Genomic DNA, 23951 nt, shown 5'->3' on the forward strand with positions numbered 1-23951 from the left:
GGTCACGGGCCGCATGGAGCATCCGGGCAGGGCAACGCCTGCGTGCTCGGCCCCTCCCCCACGAGACGCGGCTGCCGCTTACGCCGCGACGATGCCACGGCAGGTTCCGCGCGTGAAGATCAAAGAAACTCCGCGAACGCTGCCTTAGACCTCACTGACGAACAAAGTGATCGAATCCTTGATCATCTCTTTGCTGCCGCAGGGGCTGAGGTCTTCGACGTCCGTGTGGTGGTGTCCCGGGCCACCGGCGGCGCGGAACTCGTCCAGGGAGAGGACGACGAGGTCGAGCTCCGGGGTGCGGTGCCCGGTGAACCGGGTGAGGTCCGTCGTCGCGTCATCGGCGAGTACGACGTACAGATCGAGGTCGGAGTGCTCGGTGGTCATGCCCTCGTGAGCCCGGGAGCCCTTGAGGACGAGGCCGACGACAGCGGCGTCGGCAGTGGCGAGGTCGACGAACGCGTCATACGTCATGGGGTTTCGCGTGGTCATTGCGCTGTCTCCGGCGTGGGGTTACGGCAGGCAAGCCGGGCGCCCCGGCCGGTTGTTCAGACGAAGGCGGGAGCGGGAGCGCGAGCCGGCAGGTACGGGGCGATGTTGCGCCAGGCGCGCTCGATGTATTCCTCCTTCTCGCCGACCGGGGCGACATAGTGCAGCGCGCTTTCGGCGGCGTCGGTGTCCCGGAGGCGGGCGATGATCCAGGCGGCGAGGTAGGGCGAAGCCAGGCAGCCGCCGGCAGTGGCGATGTTGTCCTTGGCGTAGAAGGGCTGGTTCAGCACCTCGACGCCGGCGGCGACGACCCAGGGCTTGGTGGTCAGGTCGGTGCAGGCGGGGATGTCGTCGAGCAGGCCGAGCCTGGACAGTACGAGCGCGCCGGAGCACTGCGCCGCGATGAGCTGGCGCGAGGGGTCCAGGCGGCGAAGGACGTCCATGATCGCCGAGTCCTCGACGACCTCCCGGGTGGCGATGCCGCTGCCGACGATGACGGCGTCCGCGGCACAGGCCTCCTCAAGGGTGGACATCTGCTCGATGACCACGCCGTTCATCGACGTCACCTTGGGGCCGGGGGTGGCGATGGTGACGCGCCAGTCGTCGGACTTGATGCGGTTGAGCACGCCGAGCGCGATCAGGGAGTCGAGTTCGTTGTAGCCCTCGAAGGTGAGGATGGCGATGTGCACGGCGGCTGTCCTTCCGGCTGGGGGGTGGGGGCTGGGGGGGGATGGATGGGTGGGTGCGTGAGTGGGGACGGTAGGGGCCCGCGAACAGGACAGTCAAAGAATTGTCATGCATACAATCCGCGCATGGCAGCCCCGCGGTACAAGACGCTCGTCGACGCGCTCGCATCCGACATCCGGAGCGGGCGGCTCGCCGCCGGCGTGCGGCTGCCGACACACCGCGGGCTCGCCGCCCGTGAGGGCATCGCCGTGGTGACCGCGACGCGGGTGTACGCCGAGCTGGAAACGATGGGGCTGGTGAGCCGGGAACAGGGCCGCGGCACGTTCGTGCGTGACGTCGCGGTGCCCTCAGGACACGGCATCGATCAGCAGGTCGTCGCCACCGGCGCGGTCGACCTCAACTTCAACTATCCGTCACTGCCCGGGCAGGCAGACCTCCTTCGGCAGGCCCTGCGAGAACTGTCCACCTCCGGTGATCTCGACACGCTCCTGCGCTACCAGCCACATGCGGGGCGGCCCCAGGACAGGGCTTCGATCGCACGGCACCTGAGGCGTCGAGGAATCACCGCCGACGCGGAGCGGATCCTCGTCGTCAACGGTGCGCAGCACGGCCTGGCCGCCACCGTCATGGCCGTGCTCAACGCCGGCGACGTCGTCGCGGTCGACACCCTCACCTACCCGGGGTTCAAGGTGCTCGCGCATGCCTTCCACCTCGACCTGGCGCCCGTCCCCTCGACCGCCGCCGGGCCGGACCTCGATGCCCTCGAGAAGCTGTGCGCGACCCGCCCCGTGCGCGCGATCTACACCATGCCCACCCTGCACAACCCGCTGGGCTGGGTCATGCCGGCAACCGACCGGAACCGCCTGATCGAGATCGCTCGACGGCACGGGTCGCTCGTCATCGAAGACGCCTCCTACGCCTACCTGGTCGAGGACCCGCCGGCGCCGCTGGTCGCCACCGCCCCGGACATCACCGTCTACGTCTCGGGACTGTCCAAGAGCATCGCCACCGGCCTCCGGGTCGGCTTCGTCGTCGCCCCGCCGCCCGTGGTGCCGCTGCTCGAACGCGCGATCCGGGCGACGACCTGGAACACCCCGGCGCTCACCACCGCGATCGCCTGCAGATGGCTCGACGACGGCACGGTGGATCACCTGGAGGCGCAGAAGCGCGACGACGCCAAGGCCCGCCAGACGCTGGCCGGACGAGAGCTGGCAGGTCTCCCTCTCATCGCCCACCCCTCGTCCTATTTCACCTGGCTGCCGCTGCCCGAGGACGCGCGTGCCGATCGCCTGACCGCCACCCTCGCGCGTCGGCACATCTCGGTATCCACAGCGGAGCCGTTCTCCACCTCGATGCACACACCGCAGGCCATCCGCCTCGCTCTGGGCTCGACCGATCTGGACAGCCTCCGGTCGACGCTGCGGACGGTGCGGCACGTCGTCGTCGAGGACGCCGGCGCCTGACGCCGTCGGTCGCTACGCGGTCTCTTCCTTCGACCATTCCGGCGTGCGGAACGTCCCGCCGCCGTACATCGGGAGCCGCACCGACTCGCCGTACCGGGCGAGCTGGCTCCACGGGCGATTCATTCCGGAGGAGCCGTAGCGGCGTACGCGAGTGACGGCGTCGAGGTCGAGGACGTCGACGAGGATCTCCTCGCCTCCTCCTGCCTGCTGACGGATGATCCCTTCGGGGTCGACGACGACGCTTCCTCCGAGTCCGGTGGGGTCGGAGGCGTTGATGTTGACGACGTAGACCTGGTTGGTCCAGGCGTTGGCGCGGGCGCAGACGAGTTCCATCTCGCGGTCGCGGGTGGGGGTCAGGGTGGGCTGGATGATGATCTCCGCTCCGAGCCAGGCGAGCTGGCGGGCGGTCTCCGGGAAGGAGCCGTCGTAGCAGATGGCCAGGCCCACCCGGCCGACGCCGGGGATGTCGAAGACGGTGAACTCGTGCCCCGGCGCGGTCTTCTCGTACGGCTGCCAGGGGAAGACCTTGCGGTAGCGGGCGACCGTCTCGCCCTCGGGTGAGACGGCGATGGCGGTGTTGTGGATGCGCCCGTCCTCGGCCTGCTCGTAGAGGCTTCCCGGGATCAGCCACAGCCCGGTCTCCACGGCGAGGGCGCAGATCCGGTCGGTGAGCGGGCCCGGGATCGTGACGGCCGCCCGTTCCATCCAGTCGTCGGCGCTCGGCTGGAGCAGGGCGCCTTCGGCCGCGAGCAGCAGTTCGGGGACGACGACGAGCTGGACGTGGGGGAACGTCGCCCGCACGGCCCGGACCTGGTCGGCGAACCGCTGCCAGCTCGCTTCGAGGTCGTGGGGTACGGGGGTGGTCTGGATTGCGGCGATGGAGAGCGTGCGCATGGGGTGTCAGTCCTCGGTGAGGGTGGGTTCGGCGACCGTGGTGCGGCCGTCGCGGAAGAAGCGGGGGAAACGGGTGCGGGCGACGAGCAGGGCCAGGGCTCCGGCGGCGATGGAGCCGGCGCCGAGGAGGAAGACGCCGCCGACGCCGTGGAAGGAGGTGTTGCCGTAGGCCGGGTCGTACATGTCGTGGGCGCTGCGGGCGAAGGCGGCCAGCATCGTCAGGCCGCCGAGCAGGGGCAGGATCCCGCGCAGCAGGAGGTCGCGCGGGGAGTCGAGGAGACGTCTGCGGAAGTACCAGACGCAGGCCAGCGCGGTGGTGCCGTAGTAGCAGGCGATGAGCAGTCCGATGCAGAGGATGGCGTCGCCGAGGAAGCGGTCGGAAGCGAGGGTGAGCAGGACGAGCAGGCAGGCCGCCGCCGCGCCGAAGAAGAGGGTTCCGAAGGCGGGGGTGCGGTGGTGGGGGTGGATGCGGGCGAAGGCGCGGGGCAGGGCGCCATGGGCGGCCATGGACAGGGTGCCGCGGGAGGAGCCGACGAGGCAGGTGAGCAGGGCCGCGGTGGCCGAGACGCAGACGGCCAGTTCCATCACCTTGGCCGGCGCCGTGCCGAGTACGGGCGGGGCGAGGGTGGCCAGGATGTCGGCGGCGTTGTCGGGGTTGCCCAGCCCGGTGCCGGTGGCGCCCGTGCCGGCGAAGGCGATCGCCGCGAAGGCGGTGAACAGGTAGGTCCCCAGCAGTACGAGGGTGGAGATGACGGCGGCTTGGCCGGCGACGCGGTCTCCGTCACGGGTCTCTTCGTTCGCGGTGATCAGCGCGTCCCAGCCCCAGTAGATGAACAGGCACAGCAGGACGGCCTCGGCGAACGAGCCGAGATCGGGGAACGCGAAGGGGTCGAGCCACGCCGGAGACGGGGTGGCGGCGCCGTCGCGGGCGAGGGCCGCGGCGCCGAAGCCGAGCAGGGCGACCAGTTGGAGTCCGAGCAGCACGTACTGGACGGCGGCCGCGAGATGCAGTCCCCGGTAGGCGACCGAGGTGACCGCGGCCAGCAGTACGACGGCGGTGATCGTCACGGCGGCGCTGCTGGAGGCGAGGGAGTGCAGGCCGAGCAGGTGGAGCAGGTAGGTGGCGCCGACCTGGGACAGGGCCGTCATCGCGATGAGGGTGGCGATCTGGACCACCCAGCCTCCGGTGAGCCAGCCGGCCGTCGGCCCGAAAGCGCGGGTGGTCCACACGAACGTGGTGCCGCAGTCCGGCATCTCGCGATTGAGCTCGCGGAAGGCGAAGGCGGTGAGCAGGATCGGGACGAAGCCCAGCAGCAGGGCGGCCGGGGCGAGGTCGCCGACGATCAGGGTCACGAAGCCGAGGGTGACGGCGATGCTGTAGGCCGGGGCGACGGAGGACAGCCCGAGGGTGACGGCGGCGAGCAGGCCCACCGAGCCGCCCCGCAGCCCCTTGCCCGCCGGGACGGGCTCGGGCCCGAGCCCGGTTCTCGCCTCGGCGTCGGTCGGGTTGGGCATGGTGCCTCCGTAGGGCCGCAGGTTTGTTAAACGCAGATTTAAGACTTGGCTCACTGGCCCGTCAATAGCTGCGGAGCTATTGTTAAATCCGCATGTAACCGAAGAGGTGAGAGGACCGACCGACGTGGCGCCACGGAAGGGCATCGGCAAGGAGGCCCGTCGGGCCGAGCTCGGCAAGGCGGTGGAACGCGCGCTGGTGGCGCGCGGCCTGGAGGGCCTGCGCCTGCGCGACATCGCGGAGGCGGCCGGTGTCACACCCGCCGCCGTGCTCTACTACGGAGACCTGGACGCCCTCGTCCACGACACGTACCAGCGGGCGATCGAGCGCTACAGCCAAGAACGCGAGCAGACCGCGAACCGCTTCGACGACGCCCGCGACAAGCTCAAGGCCTGCATCGACCAGGGCGTCGCCGGCGGACCCGACGACGCGCTCACCCGACTGCTCTTCGAGTACTGGCCCCGTTGCCTGCGCGACGCCAGGGCCGCCGCGCTCGACAGCGCGCTGACGGAACGCCAGATCGCCGTGTACTCGGCCATCCTGGTACTCGGACAGGCGCAAGGTCATTTCGCCCTTCAGGACCCGCCCCGTCTGCTCGCCGCCAGCTTCGTCGCGATGGAGGACGGCTACCAGATGGAGATCCTCGCCGGCCGACGCACCCGGACCGAAGTGATCACCGCCCTGCACGCCTACGCGCGTGCCGTCACGGGCCACGATCCGGCCGACCGCCCGTGACAATCCGCGCGGTCGAGTGTCGTCTCCTGTCTGCCGGGCCGGGCGCCCAAAACGATGCGCAACCGCTGCGTCTTGAGCCGGAGGCTCCGTTCGCCGGAGCCTGAGGGGGAAAGAGCACCCGCCCGTACACCGGGCGGGACCAGAACCCCACCCGGCGAGGCCTGCGGCGGTGCCGCCGCCGACTTCTCGCGGGCGCCGTGGACGTGCCCGGGGAACCCGTACCCATCCGGACGGCCGACGGCACCGAACCACTCATGGGGAGGCTCCGCACGGCAGGGCCGCGGGCGCCCCGTGACGCGAAGGAGGACGGATGAACCGGCGAAGCATCGCGGTCGTCGGGGCGGGAGTGGCCGGCCTGACAGCCGCTCATGTGCTGTCGCGGACCTGCGACGTGGTGCTCTACGAGGCGGACGCCCGCCTCGGCGGGCACGCCCACACCCACGAGCTGCCGACCCGGGAAGGCGGCACCGTGCGCGTGGACACCGGCTTCATCGTCCACAACGAGCGCACCTACCCGCACCTGCTGCGGCTCTTCCACGAACTCGGCGTCGCCACCCAGGACGCCGAGATGAGCATGTCCGTCCGGTGCGACGGCTGCGGCCTCGCGTACGCGGGAGCTCGCGGCCCGCGTGGTCTGCTCGGCGGCGGCAACCTGCGCCGCGGCCGCCATCTGCGGATGCTCGCCGACGTACCGCGCTTCCACCGGGCGGCCCGCCGGCTGCTCGCGTCCGGGGACGACGACCGGACCTTCGGCTCGTTCCTCGAACGCGGCGGGTTCTCGCCGTACTTCGTCGGTCACTTCGCCGTCCCGCTCGTGTCCGCCGTCTGGTCCTGCGCGCCGGACACCGCGCTGCTGTACCCGGCGGCGTACCTCTTCCGGTTCCTCGACCACCACGGGTTGCTCTCCACCACCGGCTCGCCGCGGTGGCGGACGGTCACGGGAGGCTCCGGCGCCTACGTGGAGAAGGTGGCCAAGGGACTCGCGGCCGTCCGCACCGCCACCCCGGTCCGCGCGATCCGACGCGGCACGGACCAGGTGCGCGTGACCACCGACGACGGGGAGTCCGAGGTCCACGCGGCCGTCGTCGTCGCCGTCCACCCCGACCAGGCGCTGCGGATGCTCGCCGACGCCACCCCCGACGAGCGCCGGGTCCTCGGCGCGTTCACCTACTCCCGCAACCCCACGGTGCTGCACCGGGACAGCACCGTGCTGCCGGCCGCGCCCCATGCCCGCGCCTCGTGGAACTACTGGCTCCCCTCCTGCGACGCGCGCCCCGAGGCCGTCAAGGTCAGCTACGACATGAACCGGCTCCAGCGCCTCCCGGTGGACGAGCCGCACATCGTGACCCTCAACCCGGACGGCCGCGTCGACGAGCGCACGGTGCTCGCCCGCATGGTGTACGAGCACCCGGTCTACACCCCCCGCTCCGTCGCCGCCCAGCGCGAACTGCCGGGCCTCGCCACGTCCGTGACCGCCTTCGCCGGCGCCTATCACGGCTGGGGATTCCACGAGGACGGGTGCCGCTCCGGAGTCGAGGCGGCCCGGGCCCTGGGGGTGACCTGGTGACCGACCGTGCCGCACCCGCCACCTCCGCCATACCGGCCGCACCCGTCTCACCCGTGCCGGCCGATCTGCCCGCGCTCTACCCCTGCGAGGTCGCCCACACCCGCGTCGGGCCGGTGCGCCACACCCTGCGGCAGCGCACGTACCTGTGGCTCGTCGACCTCGACGCCCTGCCCCGGCTGCCCCGCCTCCTGCGGCCGCTGGCCCGCTTCGACGCCCGTGACCACTTCGGCGGGCGGGCCCCCACCCTCCGCGCCGGCCTCGACGCCTACCTCGCCTCCCACGGCGTGCGGAACGCCGACGGACGGGTGCTGATGCTCGCCCACGCGCGCGTGCTCGGCCACGTCTTCAACCCGCTCACCCTGTACTGGTGCCACGACCGGACCGGCGGCCCCGTCTGCGTCGTCGCCGAAGTCCACAACACCTACGGCGGCCGGCACTGCTACCTCCTGCGGCCCGACGCCGCCGGACTCGCCGACGTCGCCAAGGACTTCTACGTCTCCCCGTTCCTCGACGTCGAAGGCTCCTACCGGATGCGCCTCCCGCTCCCCGGCGAGCGCCTCGACCTCACCGTCCAACTGCGGCACGGCGACGGGAGCCGGCCGCTGACCGCCACGGTCCGCGGCCGTCGCCGCCCGGCCGACGCGCGCGGCCTGCTCAAGGCGGCGCTGCGACACCCGTGGTCCACCGCCGCCGTCAGCGCCGGCATCCGGTGGCACGGGATCCGCCTGTACCTCAAGGGACTTCCCGTCCGTCCCCGTCCCGTCCCGCCCACCCGAGAAGGCATGCTGTGACCGTCTCCGTCCCGTCGGCCGTCCCCCTCGTCGCGGCGTCCGGCCGTCCGCCCGTCGACCCGGAGCGCTGGCCCGACGTCGCCCGTCTCCCGCGCGCCTCGGGCCTGCGCACGGCCATCGCCCGGCGCGTCCTCGCCCGCGCCTTCGCCCGGCTGCCGCTGCGGACAGGTCCCGGAGGCCCGCCCGGCTCCGTTCCCCGTCCCACCACCGGCGAGGCCGGCCCGCCCACCCTGACCCTGAACGACCCGGCCGCCTTCCACCGGCGGATCGGTGCCGACGGGCTGATCGGCTTCGGTGAGTCGTACATGGCCGGCGAGTGGGACAGCGACGACCTCGTGGGCCTCCTCACCGTGCTCGCCGCCCACGTCGACGACCTCGTACCGGCGCCGCTGCACCGGCTCCGGGGCGCCTGGGTGCGCCGCCGCCCGGCCCGCGACCGCAACACCCTCGACGGCGCGCGCGACAACATCCACCGCCACTACGACCTGTCGAACGACCTGTTCGCCCGCTTCCTCGACCCGAGCATGACCTACTCCTCGGCCGTGTTCGACACCCTCCCCGCCACACCGGGGGAGTTCACCCCGGCCCAGCACCGCAAGATCGACCGCCTGCTCGACCTGGCCGGGGTCGGCCCGGGGACCCGACTCCTGGAGATCGGCACCGGCTGGGGCGAACTCGCCGTACGTGCCGCCTCGCGAGGCGCCGACGTCCTGACCGTCACGCTCTCCGAGGAGCAGCGCGCGCTCGCCCTGCGCCGGATCGCCGACGCCGGGGTGGCACACCGCGTGAGCGTCGAACTGCTCGACTACCGGCAGGTCCAGGGCCGTTACGACGCGGTGGTCAGCGTCGAGATGATCGAGGCGGTCGGCGCCGAGTACTGGCCCACCTACTTCGCCACCCTGCGCCGCCTGCTCGCGCCCGGCGGGGCCGTCGCCCTCCAGGCCATCACCATGCCGCACGAACGGATGCTCCGCACCGCCCGGACGCACACCTGGATCAGCAAGTACGTCTTCCCCGGCGGCCTCATCCCGTCACGGGACGCCCTCGCCCGCGAGAGCACGGCCGCCGGCCTCGGCATCACCCACGACACCGGCTTCGGCGCGCACTACGCCGAGACGCTCCGGCTCTGGCGGGAGGCGTTCGTCCAGGAGTCGGCGGCGGTCGGAGCACTCGGCTTCGACCGGGTCTTCCACCGCATGTGGGAGCTGTACCTGGCCTACTCGGAGGCGGGCTTCCGCGCCCACTACCTCGACGTCCGCCAGCTCCGGCTCGTCGCCACGGATTCCCCCGGGGCGACCCGATGACCGCGTCGGCACTGGCGGTCAATCTCGCCGCGTCGGCCGGTGCGGCCCTCGCGGTGATGCTGGTGACCTTCGTGATCGCCTCGGTGAAGGGCGTCCACCGGATCGTCGACGTCGCCTGGGGCCTCGCGTTCGCCGCGGTCGCCGTCGTCACCTGGGTGCTGTCCGCCGGGTACGGGGACGACGGCCGGCGGCTCGTCGTCGCCCTCGCCACCTGCCTGTGGGGGCTGCGACTCGCGTTCCACATCGCCCGCAGGGGCCGCGGCCACGGCGAGGACCCCCGCTACGCGAAGATGCTGGCCCGGGCACCCGGCAACCCGGCGTTCTACGCACTGCGCAAGGTCTATCTGCTCCAGGGCGCGCTGGTCTGGCTCGTCTCCCTGCCCGTCCAGGCGGCGTCGTACCTCCCTGAAGGCGTGGACCCCCTGCTCGTCCTCGGCGTCGTCCTCTGGGCGGCGGGCCTCGCCTTCGAAGCGGTGGGAGACCATCAACTCGCCCGCTTCAAGGCCGACCCCGCGCATCAGGGGCGGATCATGGACCGGGGGCTGTGGAGCTGGACCCGGCACCCCAACTACTTCGGCGACTTCCTGGTCTGGTGGGGGCTCTACCTGACAGCCTGCGCAAGCCGGCAGACGGCTCTCCTCAGCCTGGTGTCGCCCCTGGTGATGAGCGCACTGCTCATCTGGGGGAGCGGCAAGCGGCTGCTGGAGGCCCACATGGCGCACCGGCCCGGTTACGCCGCCTACGCCGCCCGCACGAGCGGCTTCCTGCCTCGACCGCCACGCCGGCGCACGCGGACCGAGGCCCGATGAGGGCCGCCGCCTCCGCCGCCCGCGCGCCCGGCCCGCGACCGAGCCCGACGGGAACGGCCCCCCACGGCCTCAGCCGACAGGGTTCCGGTCGCCGGAGGGCGCGGCGGTGCAGCGGCGGGTCAGGATGTCGAGGGCTTCGCGCAGCCCGGCGGGCCTCAGCATGCCCGGTGCGACCGGGCGGCCGGCCCAGCCGGGGCCCGCAAGGAGTACGAGGGGATGGGTCCGGGCGCCCCTGACGCCGAACGAGGTGTCGGCCACGTGCCGGGCCAGAGCGTGGCCGGCGGTCGAGCGGGACTGCGACCAGAGGACCACGGCCGTCGGGCCCAGCCGTCGCACCGCCGCGTCCAGAGCCTCGGCCGGTACCGCCGCACCGAACATGCGGGCCGGCAGGCCTTGTTCGGCGAGGCCGGCGGCCAGGGCCTCCAGCGCGAGGGTGTGCTGCTCGCCCGGGACGCAGGCGAGCAGCACCGGTGTCGTGTAGCCCGGATACGACCGGGCGGAGCCCGCCAACTGCCGCAGAGTCGTGGAGATGTGCCAGGACATGAGGTGCTCGACCTCGACGTACCGGTCGCCCGACGACTCCCACTTGCGTCCGACGGCGTGCAGGGTGGGCACGAGCACCTCTTCCCACGAGGTGACGAGCCCGTGTGTCGCGACCAACTCGCGCAGCAGCGTGTCCATGGTGGGGCTGTCGAGGCGTACGGCTGCCCGGGCCAGTCCCCGGAACTCCCGGTGGACCTCGCCCAGAGGCAGCCCGTTGCCGGATCCGGGGGCCCGTGCCGGCACGGAGGCGCCGGGCGGCGCGGACGACGGCGCGGGCCGCTGTCCGGCGTGGGCCCTGGCCACCCGGGCCGCCTCGGCCGGTGGCATGCCCGATGTGGTGAGCCGGCACATCTCCTCAAGGACGGCGATGTCCGTCGGCGACCAGCGCCGATGCCGACCGTTCTCCCGGACCGCCGGACCGATCCCGTAGCGCTGATCCCACGATCGCAGCGTGGTGGGGGAGACCCCCAGGCGTCGGGCCACGGTCCCCGTCGTGACCCCGACCCCGTGTGTCAGGTCGGTCATGCATCCATGGTACGACGCACGAACGACGCGAGTGCGGCGTCATCAGACCGGAGGACTCTCTGAGCACCCGTACGAGGTAACCGCTCCACAGTGCTGTCGTTGACACGGGCATGCAGTCGCACGCACGCCTTCCGGACACCGGCATATCCCCCACCGTGTCCACCCGCGCTACCCGCCCCACCCGCAACGACGCCGAGGCCGCCCTCGTCGAGCACTACCCGCAGCTCGTCCGGCTCGCCCACCTGATCCTCCCGCCCTCCCTCGGGAGGCACCGCCGCCTGCTCACCGCGCACGCCCTCGCGCAGAAGTCCTTCTCGGCGGCGGCCCCTTCACGCTCGGGCCCGGCCCCCGACCCGACGGTTCCCGCGCAGCGCGGAGAGCCGGACCCGGTCCTCGCCTGGCTGCGGCAACGCGTCGTGTCCGCCGCCCTGCGTGCGGCGGCCCACCCCCTCCGGTCCCGCGGCCGGCACCCGCTCCCCGCCGTCCTCGGGCTGAGGCTCTTCCCACGGGCCGGTGCCGACGGCGAAGTCGCGCTGGAATCCGCACTGGCCGCCGCGACCCCGGAGGTGCGGGCCGCCTTCGCCCTGCGCGTCCTCGAAGGACTGGGCGCGCAACCCACCGCCCGCCTTCTCGCCGCCGAGGGCGTCACCGCGCCGGACGACGCCGTCCGCGCCGCCGATCGCCTCCGCGCCGACCTCGGCCCCGTTGCCGAACTGCTGCTTAACGGCGTCGAGTTCGACCCGTGCACCGTGCAGGCGCGTCCGACGGACCTGCTGCGCCGCCGGCACCGTGCGCGCCTCGCCGGCCTCGCCGCCGTCGCCGTGCTGCTCGCCGCGTCCACCGTCGCCGTGCTCACCCCGCGGCCGGAGCCGGCGGCACCCGTACCGCCGTCCGTCACGGCCCTCGCCGCCGCGTCCGCCCGCGCGTCCGACCCCGGGCTCCTGCTCCGTACCTCCGGGGAGCTGTGGGCCGACACCGGGCGCGTCGACTTCACCGCGTGGCCCGCCCGCGGGGGGCGGACCGGCGACACGGCCCTGCTGTCCCGCGCGCTCGACGCCTGGGCGCGGGGCACCGGCGACCCGGCCGGGGTCCGGGTGATCGTCACGCCGGGAACGCCGACGACGCCACCCGCCGCCCCCGCCCGACTCCTCTTCGCCGGAACGGTCGACGACTCGGCCGTCGTCCTCCTCCACGACGGCGGCCGGCTCGTCCGGTACGCCGAGCCGCTCGCGGGCCGGGGCCGAGCGCTCCTCGAACTCGCCCGGGCCGACGAAGCGGATGTGACCTCCGGCGCGGCCGTGGCGGTCGGCAGGACGCCGGAGGGCGCGCGGTTCCTGCTCGCCCCCTGGATCGACGAGAGCGCGGTGCGCGACCTCCTGAGGCCCGAGGTGCCGGCCCGGCGGCTGGCCGTCTCCGGGGACGGCGTCACCGACCCCGTACCGAAGGCGTCGGGCGACTGCCGGCGCGTTCCGGCGCTCCAGGTGCGGTCGTCCACCCGGATCGTCGAGGACCACTCCTTCCTGCTGGCGGACCTCGGCGAGCCCGGCCCCGTGCACCTGACGTGGACCCCGGCGCCGGGGACCGGAGCTCCCGCGCGCCAGCCGCGCGAGGCGACGTCGGCGGCGGGGCTCGCCGCTTGGGCCCGGTCGGCGTGCGCGCTGCCGGGTCTTTCGGGGACGGGCGTACGGGCCGTGAACCGGTGGGAGTTCGCCCAGCAGACCCTGCCGGAGCGGGCCGGACGCGCCACCTGGACGTGCACCCGCGCGGAAGGCTGGGACGGGCGCGCCCGTGTGGCGGTGACTTGGGAGGGTCCGGACGCGCGTACCCGGCCGACGCCGGTACGGGTGCCGGGCCGGACACCCGCGGACACGGCGGCGTGCAGCCGCTTCGGCCAGCACATGCTGGCGGGGACGTACTGGACGGCACCGTCGGGGACGCGCTGGTTCCTCGCCGCCGGCAGCCGTGCCCTGACCGCGGTCACCGCCCGGGGACCCGTCTCCGCCACCGCACGAGGACAGGTCCTGGCCGTCCGGGCGAACGCGGCCGGACAGGTCCGGCTGACGGGCACGGTGCCCGGCTCCGCCGACCTTCACGGCTGGGGGGAGAACGAGCGGGAATCCGGCGGTTCTTGAGGCGGGCACGTTGGCCGGAAAGACGGCGGGCATGAGGGCCGCCGTCGCGCGGGCACTCGCCCGACGTGTCCGCGGGACCGCGAGTCCGGCGGCCAGCGGGGCCGTGACGGCGGACCGCGACGGCGGATCCCGGCGGGCCGCTCATGCGAAGGTGAGGACGTCCGAGGCGGGCCTGCGAGGGGTGGCCCGGCCTTCGGGGCCGTAGCCCAGGCGGATCACCATGTGGACGAAGCCGACCGCCGAGTCGGGATCGCGTGCTTCGGTACGGAGTTCCGGCCATTCGAGAGGCTGAGACATGAGCGAGGTGGCGAGTCCGTCGAGGGTGGCTTGGAGCAGGACCCTCTGCATGGCCTGGCCGGCCTTCAGCCACGCCTCCGGGGTGTCCTCGGCCGTCCCGAGCAGCGCGATCTGCGGCCTCTTCTCGAAGCGCGCCGACGACCGGCCGGGTACCTGCTGCCGGGCGCCGAAGTCCCTGACCGGGGAGGTCACGTCGTACTGCCGCGGGCCGAAGGCGTACGAGGGGATGCCCTCGGTGTCGGGCCCTTCCCCCGCCGCACCCGTGCGGGTCCAGGCGGTGATCTCCGCGCGTACCGCCTCGTCCGCCGCCTCGAACAGTTCGGAGACGTGGACGAGATGCAGGACGGCGTCCGTGTGCCACGCCCCCGGGACGATCAGCCGGCAGCCCTCGAGCACGGCCGCGGCACAGAGCCCGTCGATGACCTCGGAGGGCACGCGCTCCTCGGTGTAGGGGAACCGGCTGGTGTGCCGGCGAGCCAGAGCCGCATGGAGCGTGCCCAGATCGTCGTCCCCGCCGTCTGCGTCGTCGGGGTCGTCGAAACGTACGTCGGCGAGCCGCCAGGGGTCGCCGGGGGAGGGCAGCAGCCGGACCACCGGGCGCAGACCCCGGTGGACGGCGGAGACCCGCAGGCCGAACAGCGCGGCACCGCACCCGATGTGGAGGGACCGATGGTCGGGGTCCTGGCGCGGCATGCCGCGCGAGGGGTCGCCGTACAGCTCGATGGTGTCGGTGTCCGTTCGGTGGACGAACCTCCAGGGCTGGGCGTTGTGCATCGACGGGGCCGTGACGGCGTCCTCGATCAGCGAGGTCACGAGCGGCCTGGGCAGCGCGGTGGTGGACACGGGTCGTCCTGTCTGTGCGTGGGGTATCACGGGGAGTAGTCGTAGGCCGTCGGCGTGGACGGGGCGAGGCGCGTGTCGTCCTCACGGACGGACAGCCGGTCCGCGACGGCGACGACGCCGTCCACGCGCTCGGCCAGCCGCAGCAGCACCACGGCCCGGCTCCGCCGCCGGACCCGGCCGGTGAGGGTCACGACACCGTCCAGGACGTGCACGTCCACCGCGTCCTCCGGCAGTCCCATGGCATCCACGAGGACGTCGACCCGTATGCGGTGCCGAATCTCCGGGTCCGGGCGGAGGAAGACACAGAGCAGATCGCGGCGGGTCACGATGCCCACCAGCCGTTCCTCCTCGTCGACCACGGGAAGGCGTTCCACCCCGCGGCGCACCATCAGCCGGGCGGCGTCCGCCACCGGCTCCTCGGCGTGCACCGTGACGGCCGGTACCGTCATCAGATCCCGGGCGACGAGGGCCCGGCGGGCCAGGAGATCGCTCTCGGAGACGACTCCGACCACATGATCGTCCTCGTCCACGACGGGCAGCCCGCTGATGCCGTGCTCGGCGAGCAGCTTCGCCAGCTCCTTGAACGACGTGTCCGGGAGGGCCGTGACCACGTCGTCGGTCATCAGGCCACCGACCTTCTGGTGCTTCATCGCGTGCCTCCCGCTCCGGCCGTCGACGGTGGACCAACCCCCGTGTCACCACCGTCCACCGCCCGGCGGGCGTCCGCGAGGGGCCGAACGGTCCACCGTCGGGCCCGACCGGGCCTCGGCCGGGTGCCTCGCCGCCACCGAGGGGACCTTTGGCCCCACCTGTTTCCCCAGGAGGCCCTCCGGCCTCCCAGGGGGCAGGTGCGAGAGTGGAAGCAGCGCTCATGGACCCGACGAGGAGGAACCATGGCCGGAACGACGGGCCCGGGCCCTCAGGGCCTCGGAAGGGTCGCCGTCGGTGTCGACGGTTCACCGTCCGCGCAGGCGGCGGCGATGTGGGCCGCGGATGAGGCGGCGCTGCGAGGCTCCGGACTCTCCGTGGTCCACGCGACGGACACGGACGCGCCGGCTCGCCTCCTCGTCCCCGCGGACATCGACCGGAGCCGACGGACCGGCCAGGAGATCCTCGACCGCACCGCCGACGCCGTCACCACGCGCCATCCCGACCTGCCGCTCGTCAAGGAACTCGGCAGGGGCTCGCCTGCCGACAGCCTGCGCCACGCCGCCGCACTGAGCGGCACGATCGTGGTCGGACACCGGGGCCTCGGCGGATTCTCCTCACTCATGCTCGGATCGGTCGGCCTCCGTGTCGCGGCCACCGCGACCACACCGGTGGTCGTGGTGCGCGGGCCCGCGGAGTCCGCCGAGCCCGGAGCCGTACTGACAGGGGTCCGGGACGACGCCGACCTCGGCTGCGCCCGGGCGGCGGCCCGCGAAGCCCTGCTCCGAAAGGTGCCCCTGCGGCTCCTGCACGTGTGGAACACGGCCTCTCACCCCGGTACACGGCTGTTGCCGCGCAACGGCGCCCGAGGGAACGCTCAGGAACACGTGCGCGCGCTGACCGATGTCGCCGATCGCCTCCGGGGCGAGTTCCCCGCGCTGACGATCGACATCGAGGGCGACAGGAACACCAGCGTGCCCGGAGCGCTCGTCGAAGCGTCCGGTCAGGCCGACCTCGTCGTCGTCGGCGGCCGACGGGCCCCCGGGTACCTCGGACCGACGCTGGGCCGGACCACGCTCACCCTGCTGCAACACGCCCACTGCCCGGTGATGCTCATCCCCCGGCACGGACCCGGACACGGGACCTCGTGACCGGCACCACGGAGGACCGGCCGCCGCGTGCGCTCGACTTGATCTGCTTGAGCACGTAGCCCGCCGCCCCCGCCGTGATCGCGTCCAGGAGCGCGTCCTCGTCGTCGAACGAGGTCGGCATCAGGCACGCCGGACCGGGCATCCGCGCGCGCAGTTCCCGGCACACGCCGATCCCGTCGCCGTCGGGCAGCCGTACGTCGAGGACGGCGACGTCCGGCCGCAGAGCGGGCCCCCTGGCCAAGGCCTGGTCGGCCGTGGCCGCCTCACCGACCACCTGCATGTCGGGCTCGTCGTCGATCAGATCGCGCAGGCTCCGCCGGACGACCTCGTGATCGTCCACGAGGAAGACCCGCGTGGGTGCGTCGCTTGCCGGCAGATCGGTCATGGCGATCCCTGTGGTCGATGGGCCCGTACAAGCCCTCACAAAGATTGTCTGTCCTCGGTCGCCCCGGCGCGAACGAGCCACGGACGAGACACGGACGAGCCACGGACGAGCCACAGACCAAGGGGCCGTTCCGGAGAGATCCGGAACGGCCCCGTCGAGCTGCTTACTTGGACTGCGTGGAGAGGCTCACTCCGCTGAAGTCCTGCGCGGCGGCGAGGCTGAAGTAGACCCAGCCGGACGGCGGGTTGTCGATCGTCAGGGTCTCGTTGTTGCCGGCGTTCGTGGACTTCGACTGGTAGCTGCCGGTGGTGGCCCAGCTGCCGCCGCCGTAGTACAGGTCGGCGTTGCCGGTGCCGCCGCTGCTGGTGATGGTCAGCTGCTTGGTGCCGGCCGGCAGGTACACGAAGTGGTAGCTGTAGTTGCCGGTGGCGGCAGCGAGGTTGTCCCGGCGGCAGTTCTTGTCGAACTGACGGGGGTCGCTGATGGTGCAGAGCGGGGTGGTCGGGGCGACGACCGAGGCCTCCGGCAGGGGGCCGCAGTCGGCGGTCGCGCAGGTGGTGGCCAGCCAGGTGGCGAAGCCGGCGTCGTAGCTGGTGCCGATGGTCTGCTTCAGGAAGGTGCGGGCACCGTTCCAGTCACCCGTGCGGTACTTGTTGAGGACCGTCTCCATGTCGGCGGGGTGCGCCTGGAGCATGTAGCGGACCGCGAGCCAGCCCCAGCGGTAGACGCGGTTCGAGTTGACCTCGGGGTCCTCGTCCTGGCCGTACACGGTGTCGAACAGGTCGCTCAGCTTGTACGTGTTCTTGCCGGCCTCGGCGATCGCGTCGGCGTTGCGCTCGTTGCGGTAGCCGTACGAGATGTTCTCGGCGATGCCCTCGACCCACCAGATGGTCGGCGTGACGATGCCGGCCTCGAAGTCGCCGTACATGTTGTAGCGGCCGTCGAGGTAGTGGGTGTACTCGTGGTTGAGGTTCCAGATCTGGAAGTCCGGGCGCAGCCAGTGGGCCTCGTGGGCGATGAAGCGGGCCTGGTTGCCGGGGACGGCCGGGTTGCCCTCCTCGTACATGCCGCCGTTGTCGACGTCGATGTTGTAGATCGCCCAGGCGTACAGCGAGTAGTTGGTGTAGTCGTCGAAGACGACGACCTCGAGGTTGGTGTTCACGTCACCGGGGATCGCGCCCTTGTCGCCGATGACCCGGTGGAAGTAGGCGTCCTGGTTGATCAGGCTGGTGCAGGTGCTCGCCAGCTGGTCCGGGGACACGTCCTGGGCGCGGATCTTCAGGCCCGCGTTGCAGGTGTGCTGGATCGGCAGGATCACCGGGAGCACGCGGTCGCCGAGGTCGCAGATGGCGTAGGCCGCGCAGTTGCCGCGGTCGTACTGGCGCGTGTACCAGCCCAGGTTCATGGTGATCGGCGCGGTGGGGCCGACGTTCGGGTAGCGGTTGATCAGGTCCTTCAGCAGCGGCCGGACCCGGTCCTTGAGCTCGGGGATGTCGAGGGCGTAGCCGAGGTAGCGGCCGACGTTGCTGACGACGTCCAGGCGGTTGAGCTGCGCGCCGTTGCGCGTGATGAAGCCGGCCCAGGTGTCGAGGATGGCGGGGTCGGCCTTGAGGGCGGCCCGCCAGCCGCGGTCGTCGTTCTTGGCCTTGAAGCCGTTCTCGACGACCCACTCGACGTGCTGCATCGAGAGGTTCATCTGGCTCGGCCAGGTGCCGTCGTAGCTGCCGAGCAGCCACTTGACGACGCCGGCGTAGCGGCCGGCGGCGTGGGTGCTGTCGATCAGCGTGACGACCTCGTTGAGGATCTCGCCGTTGGCGTCGGTGACGTCCTTGCTGCGCGGGGCGGCGAAGAACGCGTCCAGCGCGCCGCGGGCCGCGGTGTCCAGCGCCGTGCCGTAGTCGCCGACGACGTCCGCGTGGTTGTCCTGCACGTAGTAGCCGGCGCGCAGGAACAGCACCAGCTGGCCGATGTCGGCGTTGTTGTTGCCCGCGTACGTGGCGGAGGCGTCGCGCAGCGCGTTGGCGACGGTCACCATCTGGGGCTCGCGGAAGGCCTTGCGCGCGTCCTCGCCGGTGAGGTTGAACAGCGGGTAGGTACAGGTGATCTGGGGGAGCGCCTTGAGCTGCTGGACCAGCGCGCTGCCCGTGGCGTTGATGACGCCGGAGAGGTCGCCGCACTCGTCCGCGGCGAGGGCCGAGGACAGCCTGCCGGTCTTGTCGGTCTTGCCCGTCTTGGCGGACTTGACGGCCGGGGCGGGTGCCGGCGAGGTCTCCTCGGCGCTGTCCTGCGAGGAGATCCGGAAGCGGGAGCCGTTGCTCATCGCGTCGGGCGACTTGGGGACCGGGATCGACCGCGGTGCCGAGTCCGCGTATCCCTGGGCCTGCGACGGGGCCGGGGCCGTGGCGCCGACGGAGGCGGCCTGGCTCTGTGCCGTGAACAGGCCGAGGGTGAGGAAGACGGCCGCGCCGAGTGCAGGAAGTCTGCGCGCGTTGGCCTTCGATATCCGGAAGGGATGCATCTGTGGGGGCCTCCGGGGCCGTTGTGGCCGCGTGCTGGGACACGAGGCGACTGATGTGTGACGTGTAAAATTTCACATGTCGCATCGCACTGGAAGTCTTTCGGACACATTGGCCGGCTTCCGCAACTGAAACGTTGTCAACTCGGCGAGCCGGAAGCCGCGTCCCCCTCCCCTCCCTCGGCCGTTCTCGACGCCCACGCGTTGGACACGGTCTGGACGCTCGCCCGGTTGTCTGATCGGCTCGGCACGAACACTTCCGGACCGTGCGGGATCCGGAGCCGAGGAAAGCGGGACACAGCGGTGAACGTGAACGAACACATCGAGGCCGTCTACGCGGAGGTCTGCCGACGCAACCCCGGAGAGGTCGAGTTCCACCAGGCGGCGACCGAGGTGCTGGAGTCCCTCGGTCCCGCCCTGGAACGGCATCCCGAGTACGCCGAGACGGGAATCCTGGAAAGGCTGGTCGAGCCCGAGCGGCAGCTGCTCTTCCGGGTCCCCTGGGTCGACGACCAGGGTGCGGTGCGGGTCAACCGGGGCTTCCGGGTGGAGTTCAACAGCGCCCTCGGCCCGTACAAGGGAGGCCTGCGGTTCCACCCCAGCGTCAACCTCGGCATCGTGAAGTTCCTCGGCTTCGAGCAGATCTTCAAGAACGCGCTGACCGGGATGGCGATCGGCGGCGGCAAGGGCGGGGCCGACTTCGATCCCAAGGGCCGCTCCGACGGCGAGATCATGCGTTTCTGTCAGTCCTTCATGACCGAGCTCTACCGTCACCTGGGCGAGCACACCGACGTGCCCGCCGGCGACATCGGTGTGGGCGGTCGTGAGATCGGCTACCTCTTCGGCCAGTACAAGCGGATCACCAACCGCTACGAGTCCGGCGTGCTCACCGGCAAGCCGGTCGGCTGGGGCGGCTCCCACGTCCGTACCGAGGCGACGGGCTACGGCGCGGTGTACTTCGCCGAGGAGATGCTCGCCACCCGCGGCGCCGCCTTCGACGGGCGCCGGGTGGTGGTCTCCGGATCCGGGAACGTGGCCGTGTACGCCGCGGAGAAGGTGCACGCCCTGGGCGGCCGCGTGGTGGCCTGCAGCGACTCCTCCGGATACCTCGTCGACGAGGACGGCATCGACCTGGACCTCCTGAAGGACATCAAGGAAGTGCGCCGGGCCCGGATCTCGGCCTACGCGGAGGCGAAGCCGACCGCGCGCTTCTCGGCCCGCGGCACGGTGTACGACGTCCCCTGCGACATCGCCCTGCCCTGCGCGACCCAGAACGAACTGGGTACCGACGATGCCGTCGCCCTGGTCAAGCACGGAGTCCTCGCGGTCGCCGAGGGCGCGAACATGCCCTGCACCCCCGAGGCGGTGAAGGTGTTCCGCGAGGCGGGGGTCCTCTTCGGCCCCGGCAAGGCCGCCAACGCCGGCGGGGTGGCCACCTCGGCGCTGGAGATGCAGCAGAACGCGGCCCGCGACAGCTGGTCCTTCGAGCAGACCGAGGCCCGGCTCGCCGCGGTCATGCGCGGCGTCCACGCCGAGTGCCGCGCCACCGCCGAGTCGTACGGCGGCCGCCCGGACGACTACGTGCTCGGCGCCAACGTGGCGGGCTTCCTGCGGGTGGCGGAGGCCATGGCGGCGCAGGGCGTCATCTGACCGGCCCCGCCCTGGGCTTCATCCGCACGGCCCCGCCGGGATGCCCCCCGGTCCGGTAGTGGGCAGGCTGGTGCCTCCGGACCGGCTCGTCGCCGACACGGCAGGGAGAGGACCCCATGGGCGGAACACGTGTGACGGGCGGCTCCGCCGGGGGTGGGGCGGCGCGACTCCTCGCACGTCTGGCGGTGCTCGCGGCGATCGGTTCGCTGGTCGCGCTCGTGCTCGCGGTGGGGGAGGGCGGTCTCGAGGTCATCGGAGCCGGACTCCTCGGCGTCGTCCTCTGCGCCGTCGGCGTGTGGTGGTTCGTGGCGCACCGCGGCGCGGTACGGCTGCTCGGCGCGGTCCTCGCGGTCGCGGCACCCGTCGGCGTCCTGGTGCTGTTCGCGTACGACGGACTGTGGCTGACGGCCCTGGTCCTGGCCCTGTGCTGGGGTGTGGCGCTGGCCTGCGCCCGCGCGGCGCTGCGCAGGTCACGGCCGGAGCGGTCGGTGCGGACGGTCGCCGCGGCCCGGCCGAGGCGACCGGTCCTGATCATGAACCCGAAGTCCGGGGGCGGGAAGGTCGGCCGCTTCGGTCTCGTCGAGCGGGCGGAGGAGCTCGGCGCGCGGGTGATCCTGCTCGACCCGTCCGCCCCCGCCGACGTCGCCGGGCTGGCCCGCGGGGCCGTGGCCGAGGGCGCGGACCTGCTCGGAGTCGCGGGCGGCGACGGCACCCAGGCGCTCGTCGCGGCGGTCGCCGCCGAGCACGACCTGCCGTTCCTCGTGGTCTCCGCCGGCACCCGCAACCACTTCGCCATGGACCTGGGCCTCGACCGCACCGACCCCTCGCGCTGTCTCGACGCGCTGACCGACGGCGAGGAGCTCCGGGTCGACCTCGGCGACGTCGCCGGCCGGGCCTTCGTCAACACCGTCTCCTTCGGGGTGTACGCCGACGTCGTGCAACGGCCCGAGTACCGCGACGCCAAGGCGGGCACGGCGCTGACCCTCATGCCGGACCTGCTGCTCGGCGAAGGGGTGCAGCGGCTCGACGTGCGGGCCGACGACACCTCCCTCTCCTCCCAGCAGGCCCTCCTCGTCAGCAACAACCCGTACGTCTCACCCGACGAGTTCAGCGGCGGCGGCCGCCGGCCCCGGCTCGACAGCGGCGAGCTGGGCGTGATCGGGATCCGGGTGGAGGACGCCGCGCAGGCCGCCGACCTGGCGGTGCGGGGCTCGCAGTCCACCGGACTCACCGTCACGACCGCACCCCGCGTCGAGGTGACCGCCGACGCGGCCGAGATCCCCGTGGCGGTCGACGGCGAGGCGCTGCGGCTGCCCACCCCGGTCGTCTGCACGCTGCGCGCGGGCGCGCTGCGGGTCCTGGTGCCGCGCGACCGCCCGGGCGTCGCCCTCCCCACGCCGCCGGTGCGGTGGCGACGGATCCTCGACCTCGCGTTCGGCCGCACCGGGTGAACTCCCACCGGCCCGCGCGGCCTCCCGGGCGGAGTCCCGCGCGGCTTCCCGGATGGAGTGCGTGAGAGCGCCGTCAGGAACCCGAGGGCGCCCGCCACGGCCACGGCCGAGGAGAGCTCGGCGCCGCAGCGGGCCTCCGCCGGAGCGCCGCCCCGACACCCACCGCCGCTGCCGCCGCCCCGTACGCGACGGTCGCCGATCCGTAGCCCACCAAGGGGCCCGCGAGGTAGGCGACCGCCCCCGCGAGGGCGACACCCAGCCACTCCCACCGGCCGTCCAGGGCGACCAGGGCGACGACCAGCAGGGCGTACCAGGAGTAGCCGGGGGTGAGGAGCAGGAAGGCCGATCCGGTGGTCACCAGGGCCCCGCTCCAGGGCCGTTCGGGATCGCCGTACCACCACACGGCCACGGCGACCGCCGCCAGTGCGAGCACCAGGGCCGGCGGGGCCCACGCGTCCGGGAGGACGAGCCTGAGCAGGGCGTACCGACCGCCCGTGGAGGCGTCGTCGTACCCCTCCTCCCGGGCGTATCCGCCCAGGTAGCCGAGGACGGAGGCGTCGGACAGCAGGACGTACGGCAGGTACAGCAGCAGGACGGTCACCACCGTCGGCACCAGCACCGTCAGGGCCGTCCGCGGCCTCCGCAGGCCGGACAGCGCGCCCGGCAACAGGACCACGGGCAGCAGTTTCGCCGCGACGGCGAGACCGAGGAGGACGCCGCCGGCGGCGCGGCGGCGGGCGACGACGGCGAGGGCGGCGACCGAGAACAGGACGGCGAGGACGTCGACATGGGCGTTGTCGACGGCCTCCACGGGGACGGCCGGGCACCAGGCCCAGAGGGCCGCCCGCCGGGGATCGCCCCGGCGGCGCAGGACGACGACCAGCAGGCCGGTCACCGCGAGGGACAGGACGGCGGCGCCGCTCTGGAACGCCTTGTGCCGGGCGTCGGCCGGGGACAGGACGTGCACCAGGAAGAACCAGCCCTCGGCGGCCGGCGGGTAGATCGTGTGCACGGTGGGCCGGTTGATCCGCGTGCATCCGCCGTCCGGCAGCGGGGAGACGTCGAGGTCGTGCGCGCAGACGGCCGGCCCGGGGAAGAGCCAGGAGTCGCGCAGCTCCGCCAGTGCCGGGTCGGCGGGTGCGTGGTCGTACGGCGAGATCCCGGCCGCCTGCACCCTGCCGTCCCACGCGTACCGGTAGGAGTCCGTGCTCGTACGCGGTGCGGCGACCAGGCCCGTGGCGGTGACGGCGACCGCTCCCGCGAGGACCAGGGGGACGACCGCCCGGGCCGGGACGCGGCGCAGGGCGACCGCGGCCGCGGCGAACAGGGCCCAGCAGCCCGCGTACCCGGCCAGGAAACGGGCCCCGGGCGTGTCCCCGCGGAGCAGGAGGACCAGCGCGGCGGTCAGGGCCGTGAGGAGGAGCGCGGTGACGACGAGCGGGCGGGCACGGGCGATCATGGGCGCAGCCTGGCACCGGAGTCCCAGGACCGGGTGCCGACCCGTCGGGGCGTTCGTGTTTCGTAAGGTGTCGGACAGCCCGCGCGACCGCTCGCGGCGGTGT

The 23951-nt window shown here is 72.8% G+C and carries 18 protein-coding genes and 2 pseudogenes; 10 read left to right on the plus strand and 10 right to left on the minus strand.

Annotation, left to right across the window (positions count from 1 at the left end):
- Window positions 1-234 precede the first annotated feature (234 nt).
- Together ACFC0G_RS28910 and ACFC0G_RS28915 are read right to left on the minus strand one after the other, a co-directional pair.
- A pseudogene (locus ACFC0G_RS28910) lies at window positions 235-489 on the minus strand (hypothetical protein); the annotation flags it as partial.
- Window positions 490-545: 56 nt separating this feature from the next.
- Complete coding sequence (locus tag ACFC0G_RS28915; protein WP_376408431.1) at window positions 546-1175, minus strand: DJ-1/PfpI family protein; 630 nt, start codon at window positions 1173-1175, stop codon at window positions 546-548.
- A gap of 123 nt (window positions 1176-1298) precedes the next feature.
- Between ACFC0G_RS28915 and ACFC0G_RS28920 the strand changes: the two genes are divergently transcribed.
- A complete protein-coding gene (locus ACFC0G_RS28920; RefSeq protein WP_376408434.1) occupies window positions 1299-2636 on the plus strand; it encodes a PLP-dependent aminotransferase family protein in 1338 nt (445 codons plus the stop codon).
- 12 nt (window positions 2637-2648) lie between these two features.
- On the opposite strand, the gene ACFC0G_RS28925 is transcribed toward ACFC0G_RS28920, so the two are convergent.
- Both ACFC0G_RS28925 and ACFC0G_RS28930 read right to left on the minus strand, forming a co-directional pair.
- Window positions 2649-3530, minus strand: coding sequence for a carbon-nitrogen hydrolase family protein (locus ACFC0G_RS28925; protein WP_376408437.1), 882 nt, complete (start codon window positions 3528-3530; stop codon window positions 2649-2651).
- A gap of 6 nt (window positions 3531-3536) precedes the next feature.
- Window positions 3537-5045, minus strand: a complete 1509-nt coding sequence (locus ACFC0G_RS28930; RefSeq protein ID WP_376408440.1) for an APC family permease — start codon at window positions 5043-5045, stop codon at window positions 3537-3539.
- 124 nt (window positions 5046-5169) lie between these two features.
- Between ACFC0G_RS28930 and ACFC0G_RS28935 the strand changes: the two genes are divergently transcribed.
- The 5 genes from ACFC0G_RS28935 to ACFC0G_RS28955 all read left to right on the plus strand — a co-directional run bounded on the left by ACFC0G_RS28935 (window position 5170) and on the right by ACFC0G_RS28955 (window position 10249).
- Window positions 5170-5778, plus strand: coding sequence for a TetR/AcrR family transcriptional regulator (locus ACFC0G_RS28935; protein WP_376408442.1), 609 nt, complete (start codon window positions 5170-5172; stop codon window positions 5776-5778).
- Between the two features lie 310 nt (window positions 5779-6088).
- A complete protein-coding gene (locus tag ACFC0G_RS28940; protein WP_376408445.1) occupies window positions 6089-7345 on the plus strand; it encodes an NAD(P)/FAD-dependent oxidoreductase in 1257 nt (418 codons plus the stop codon).
- Between the two features lie 29 nt (window positions 7346-7374).
- On the plus strand, window positions 7375-8136 hold the full coding sequence (locus ACFC0G_RS28945) for a DUF1365 domain-containing protein (RefSeq protein ID WP_376408562.1): 762 nt from the start codon (window positions 7375-7377) through the stop codon (window positions 8134-8136).
- Window positions 8133-9440: a class I SAM-dependent methyltransferase gene (locus ACFC0G_RS28950; RefSeq protein ID WP_376408448.1), complete on the plus strand. Its 1308-nt coding sequence runs from the start codon at window positions 8133-8135 to the stop codon at window positions 9438-9440. Before ACFC0G_RS28945 ends, ACFC0G_RS28950 begins: the two co-directional genes overlap by 4 nt.
- Window positions 9437-10249, plus strand: coding sequence for a DUF1295 domain-containing protein (locus tag ACFC0G_RS28955; protein ID WP_376408451.1), 813 nt, complete (start codon window positions 9437-9439; stop codon window positions 10247-10249). The genes ACFC0G_RS28950 and ACFC0G_RS28955 overlap by 4 nt, the downstream gene beginning before the upstream one ends.
- A gap of 69 nt (window positions 10250-10318) precedes the next feature.
- On the opposite strand, the gene ACFC0G_RS28960 is transcribed toward ACFC0G_RS28955, so the two are convergent.
- Window positions 10319-11317: a MerR family transcriptional regulator gene (locus ACFC0G_RS28960; protein ID WP_376408454.1), complete on the minus strand. Its 999-nt coding sequence runs from the start codon at window positions 11315-11317 to the stop codon at window positions 10319-10321.
- A 155-nt stretch (window positions 11318-11472) separates the two neighbouring features.
- On the opposite strand from ACFC0G_RS28960, the gene ACFC0G_RS28965 reads away from it, so the two are divergent.
- On the plus strand, window positions 11473-13449 hold the full coding sequence (locus tag ACFC0G_RS28965; protein WP_376408457.1) for a hypothetical protein: 1977 nt from the start codon (window positions 11473-11475) through the stop codon (window positions 13447-13449).
- Between the two features lie 141 nt (window positions 13450-13590).
- On the opposite strand, the gene ACFC0G_RS28970 is transcribed toward ACFC0G_RS28965, so the two are convergent.
- Complete coding sequence (locus ACFC0G_RS28970) at window positions 13591-14589, minus strand: Acg family FMN-binding oxidoreductase (protein WP_376408460.1); 999 nt, start codon at window positions 14587-14589, stop codon at window positions 13591-13593.
- A 26-nt stretch (window positions 14590-14615) separates the two neighbouring features.
- Window positions 14616-15239 carry a CBS domain-containing protein gene (locus ACFC0G_RS28975; protein ID WP_376408463.1) on the minus strand — a complete coding sequence of 208 codons (624 nt, stop codon included), beginning with the start codon at window positions 15237-15239 and terminating at the stop codon, window positions 14616-14618.
- 243 nt (window positions 15240-15482) lie between these two features.
- Between ACFC0G_RS28975 and ACFC0G_RS28980 the strand changes: the two genes are divergently transcribed.
- Window positions 15483-16388 (plus strand): universal stress protein, encoded by a 906-nt coding sequence (locus ACFC0G_RS28980; protein WP_376408466.1) that lies wholly within the window; start codon window positions 15483-15485, stop codon window positions 16386-16388.
- On the opposite strand, the pseudogene ACFC0G_RS28985 reads toward ACFC0G_RS28980, so the two are convergent.
- Both ACFC0G_RS28985 and ACFC0G_RS28990 read right to left on the minus strand, forming a co-directional pair.
- A pseudogene (locus ACFC0G_RS28985) lies at window positions 16372-16773 on the minus strand (response regulator transcription factor); the annotation flags it as partial. The gene ACFC0G_RS28980 and the pseudogene ACFC0G_RS28985 overlap by 17 nt on opposite strands.
- A 163-nt stretch (window positions 16774-16936) precedes the next feature.
- Complete coding sequence (locus ACFC0G_RS28990; RefSeq protein WP_376408469.1) at window positions 16937-19291, minus strand: collagenase; 2355 nt, start codon at window positions 19289-19291, stop codon at window positions 16937-16939.
- A gap of 300 nt (window positions 19292-19591) precedes the next feature.
- Between ACFC0G_RS28990 and gdhA the strand changes: the two genes are divergently transcribed.
- Together gdhA and ACFC0G_RS29000 are read left to right on the plus strand one after the other, a co-directional pair.
- A complete protein-coding gene (gene gdhA, locus ACFC0G_RS28995; protein ID WP_376408472.1) occupies window positions 19592-20938 on the plus strand; it encodes an NADP-specific glutamate dehydrogenase in 1347 nt (448 codons plus the stop codon).
- Window positions 20939-21054: 116 nt separating this feature from the next.
- Window positions 21055-22389 (plus strand): diacylglycerol/lipid kinase family protein, encoded by a 1335-nt coding sequence (locus tag ACFC0G_RS29000; RefSeq protein ID WP_376408475.1) that lies wholly within the window; start codon window positions 21055-21057, stop codon window positions 22387-22389.
- Window positions 22390-22462: 73 nt separating this feature from the next.
- On the opposite strand, the gene ACFC0G_RS29005 is transcribed toward ACFC0G_RS29000, so the two are convergent.
- Window positions 22463-23848, minus strand: a complete 1386-nt coding sequence (locus ACFC0G_RS29005) for a glycosyltransferase 87 family protein (protein WP_376408477.1) — start codon at window positions 23846-23848, stop codon at window positions 22463-22465.
- Between the last annotated feature and the right edge of the window lie 103 nt (window positions 23849-23951).

It is taken from the genome of Streptomyces sp. NPDC056169, from assembly GCF_042268445.1.
Taxonomy (GTDB): domain Bacteria; phylum Actinomycetota; class Actinomycetes; order Streptomycetales; family Streptomycetaceae; genus Streptomyces.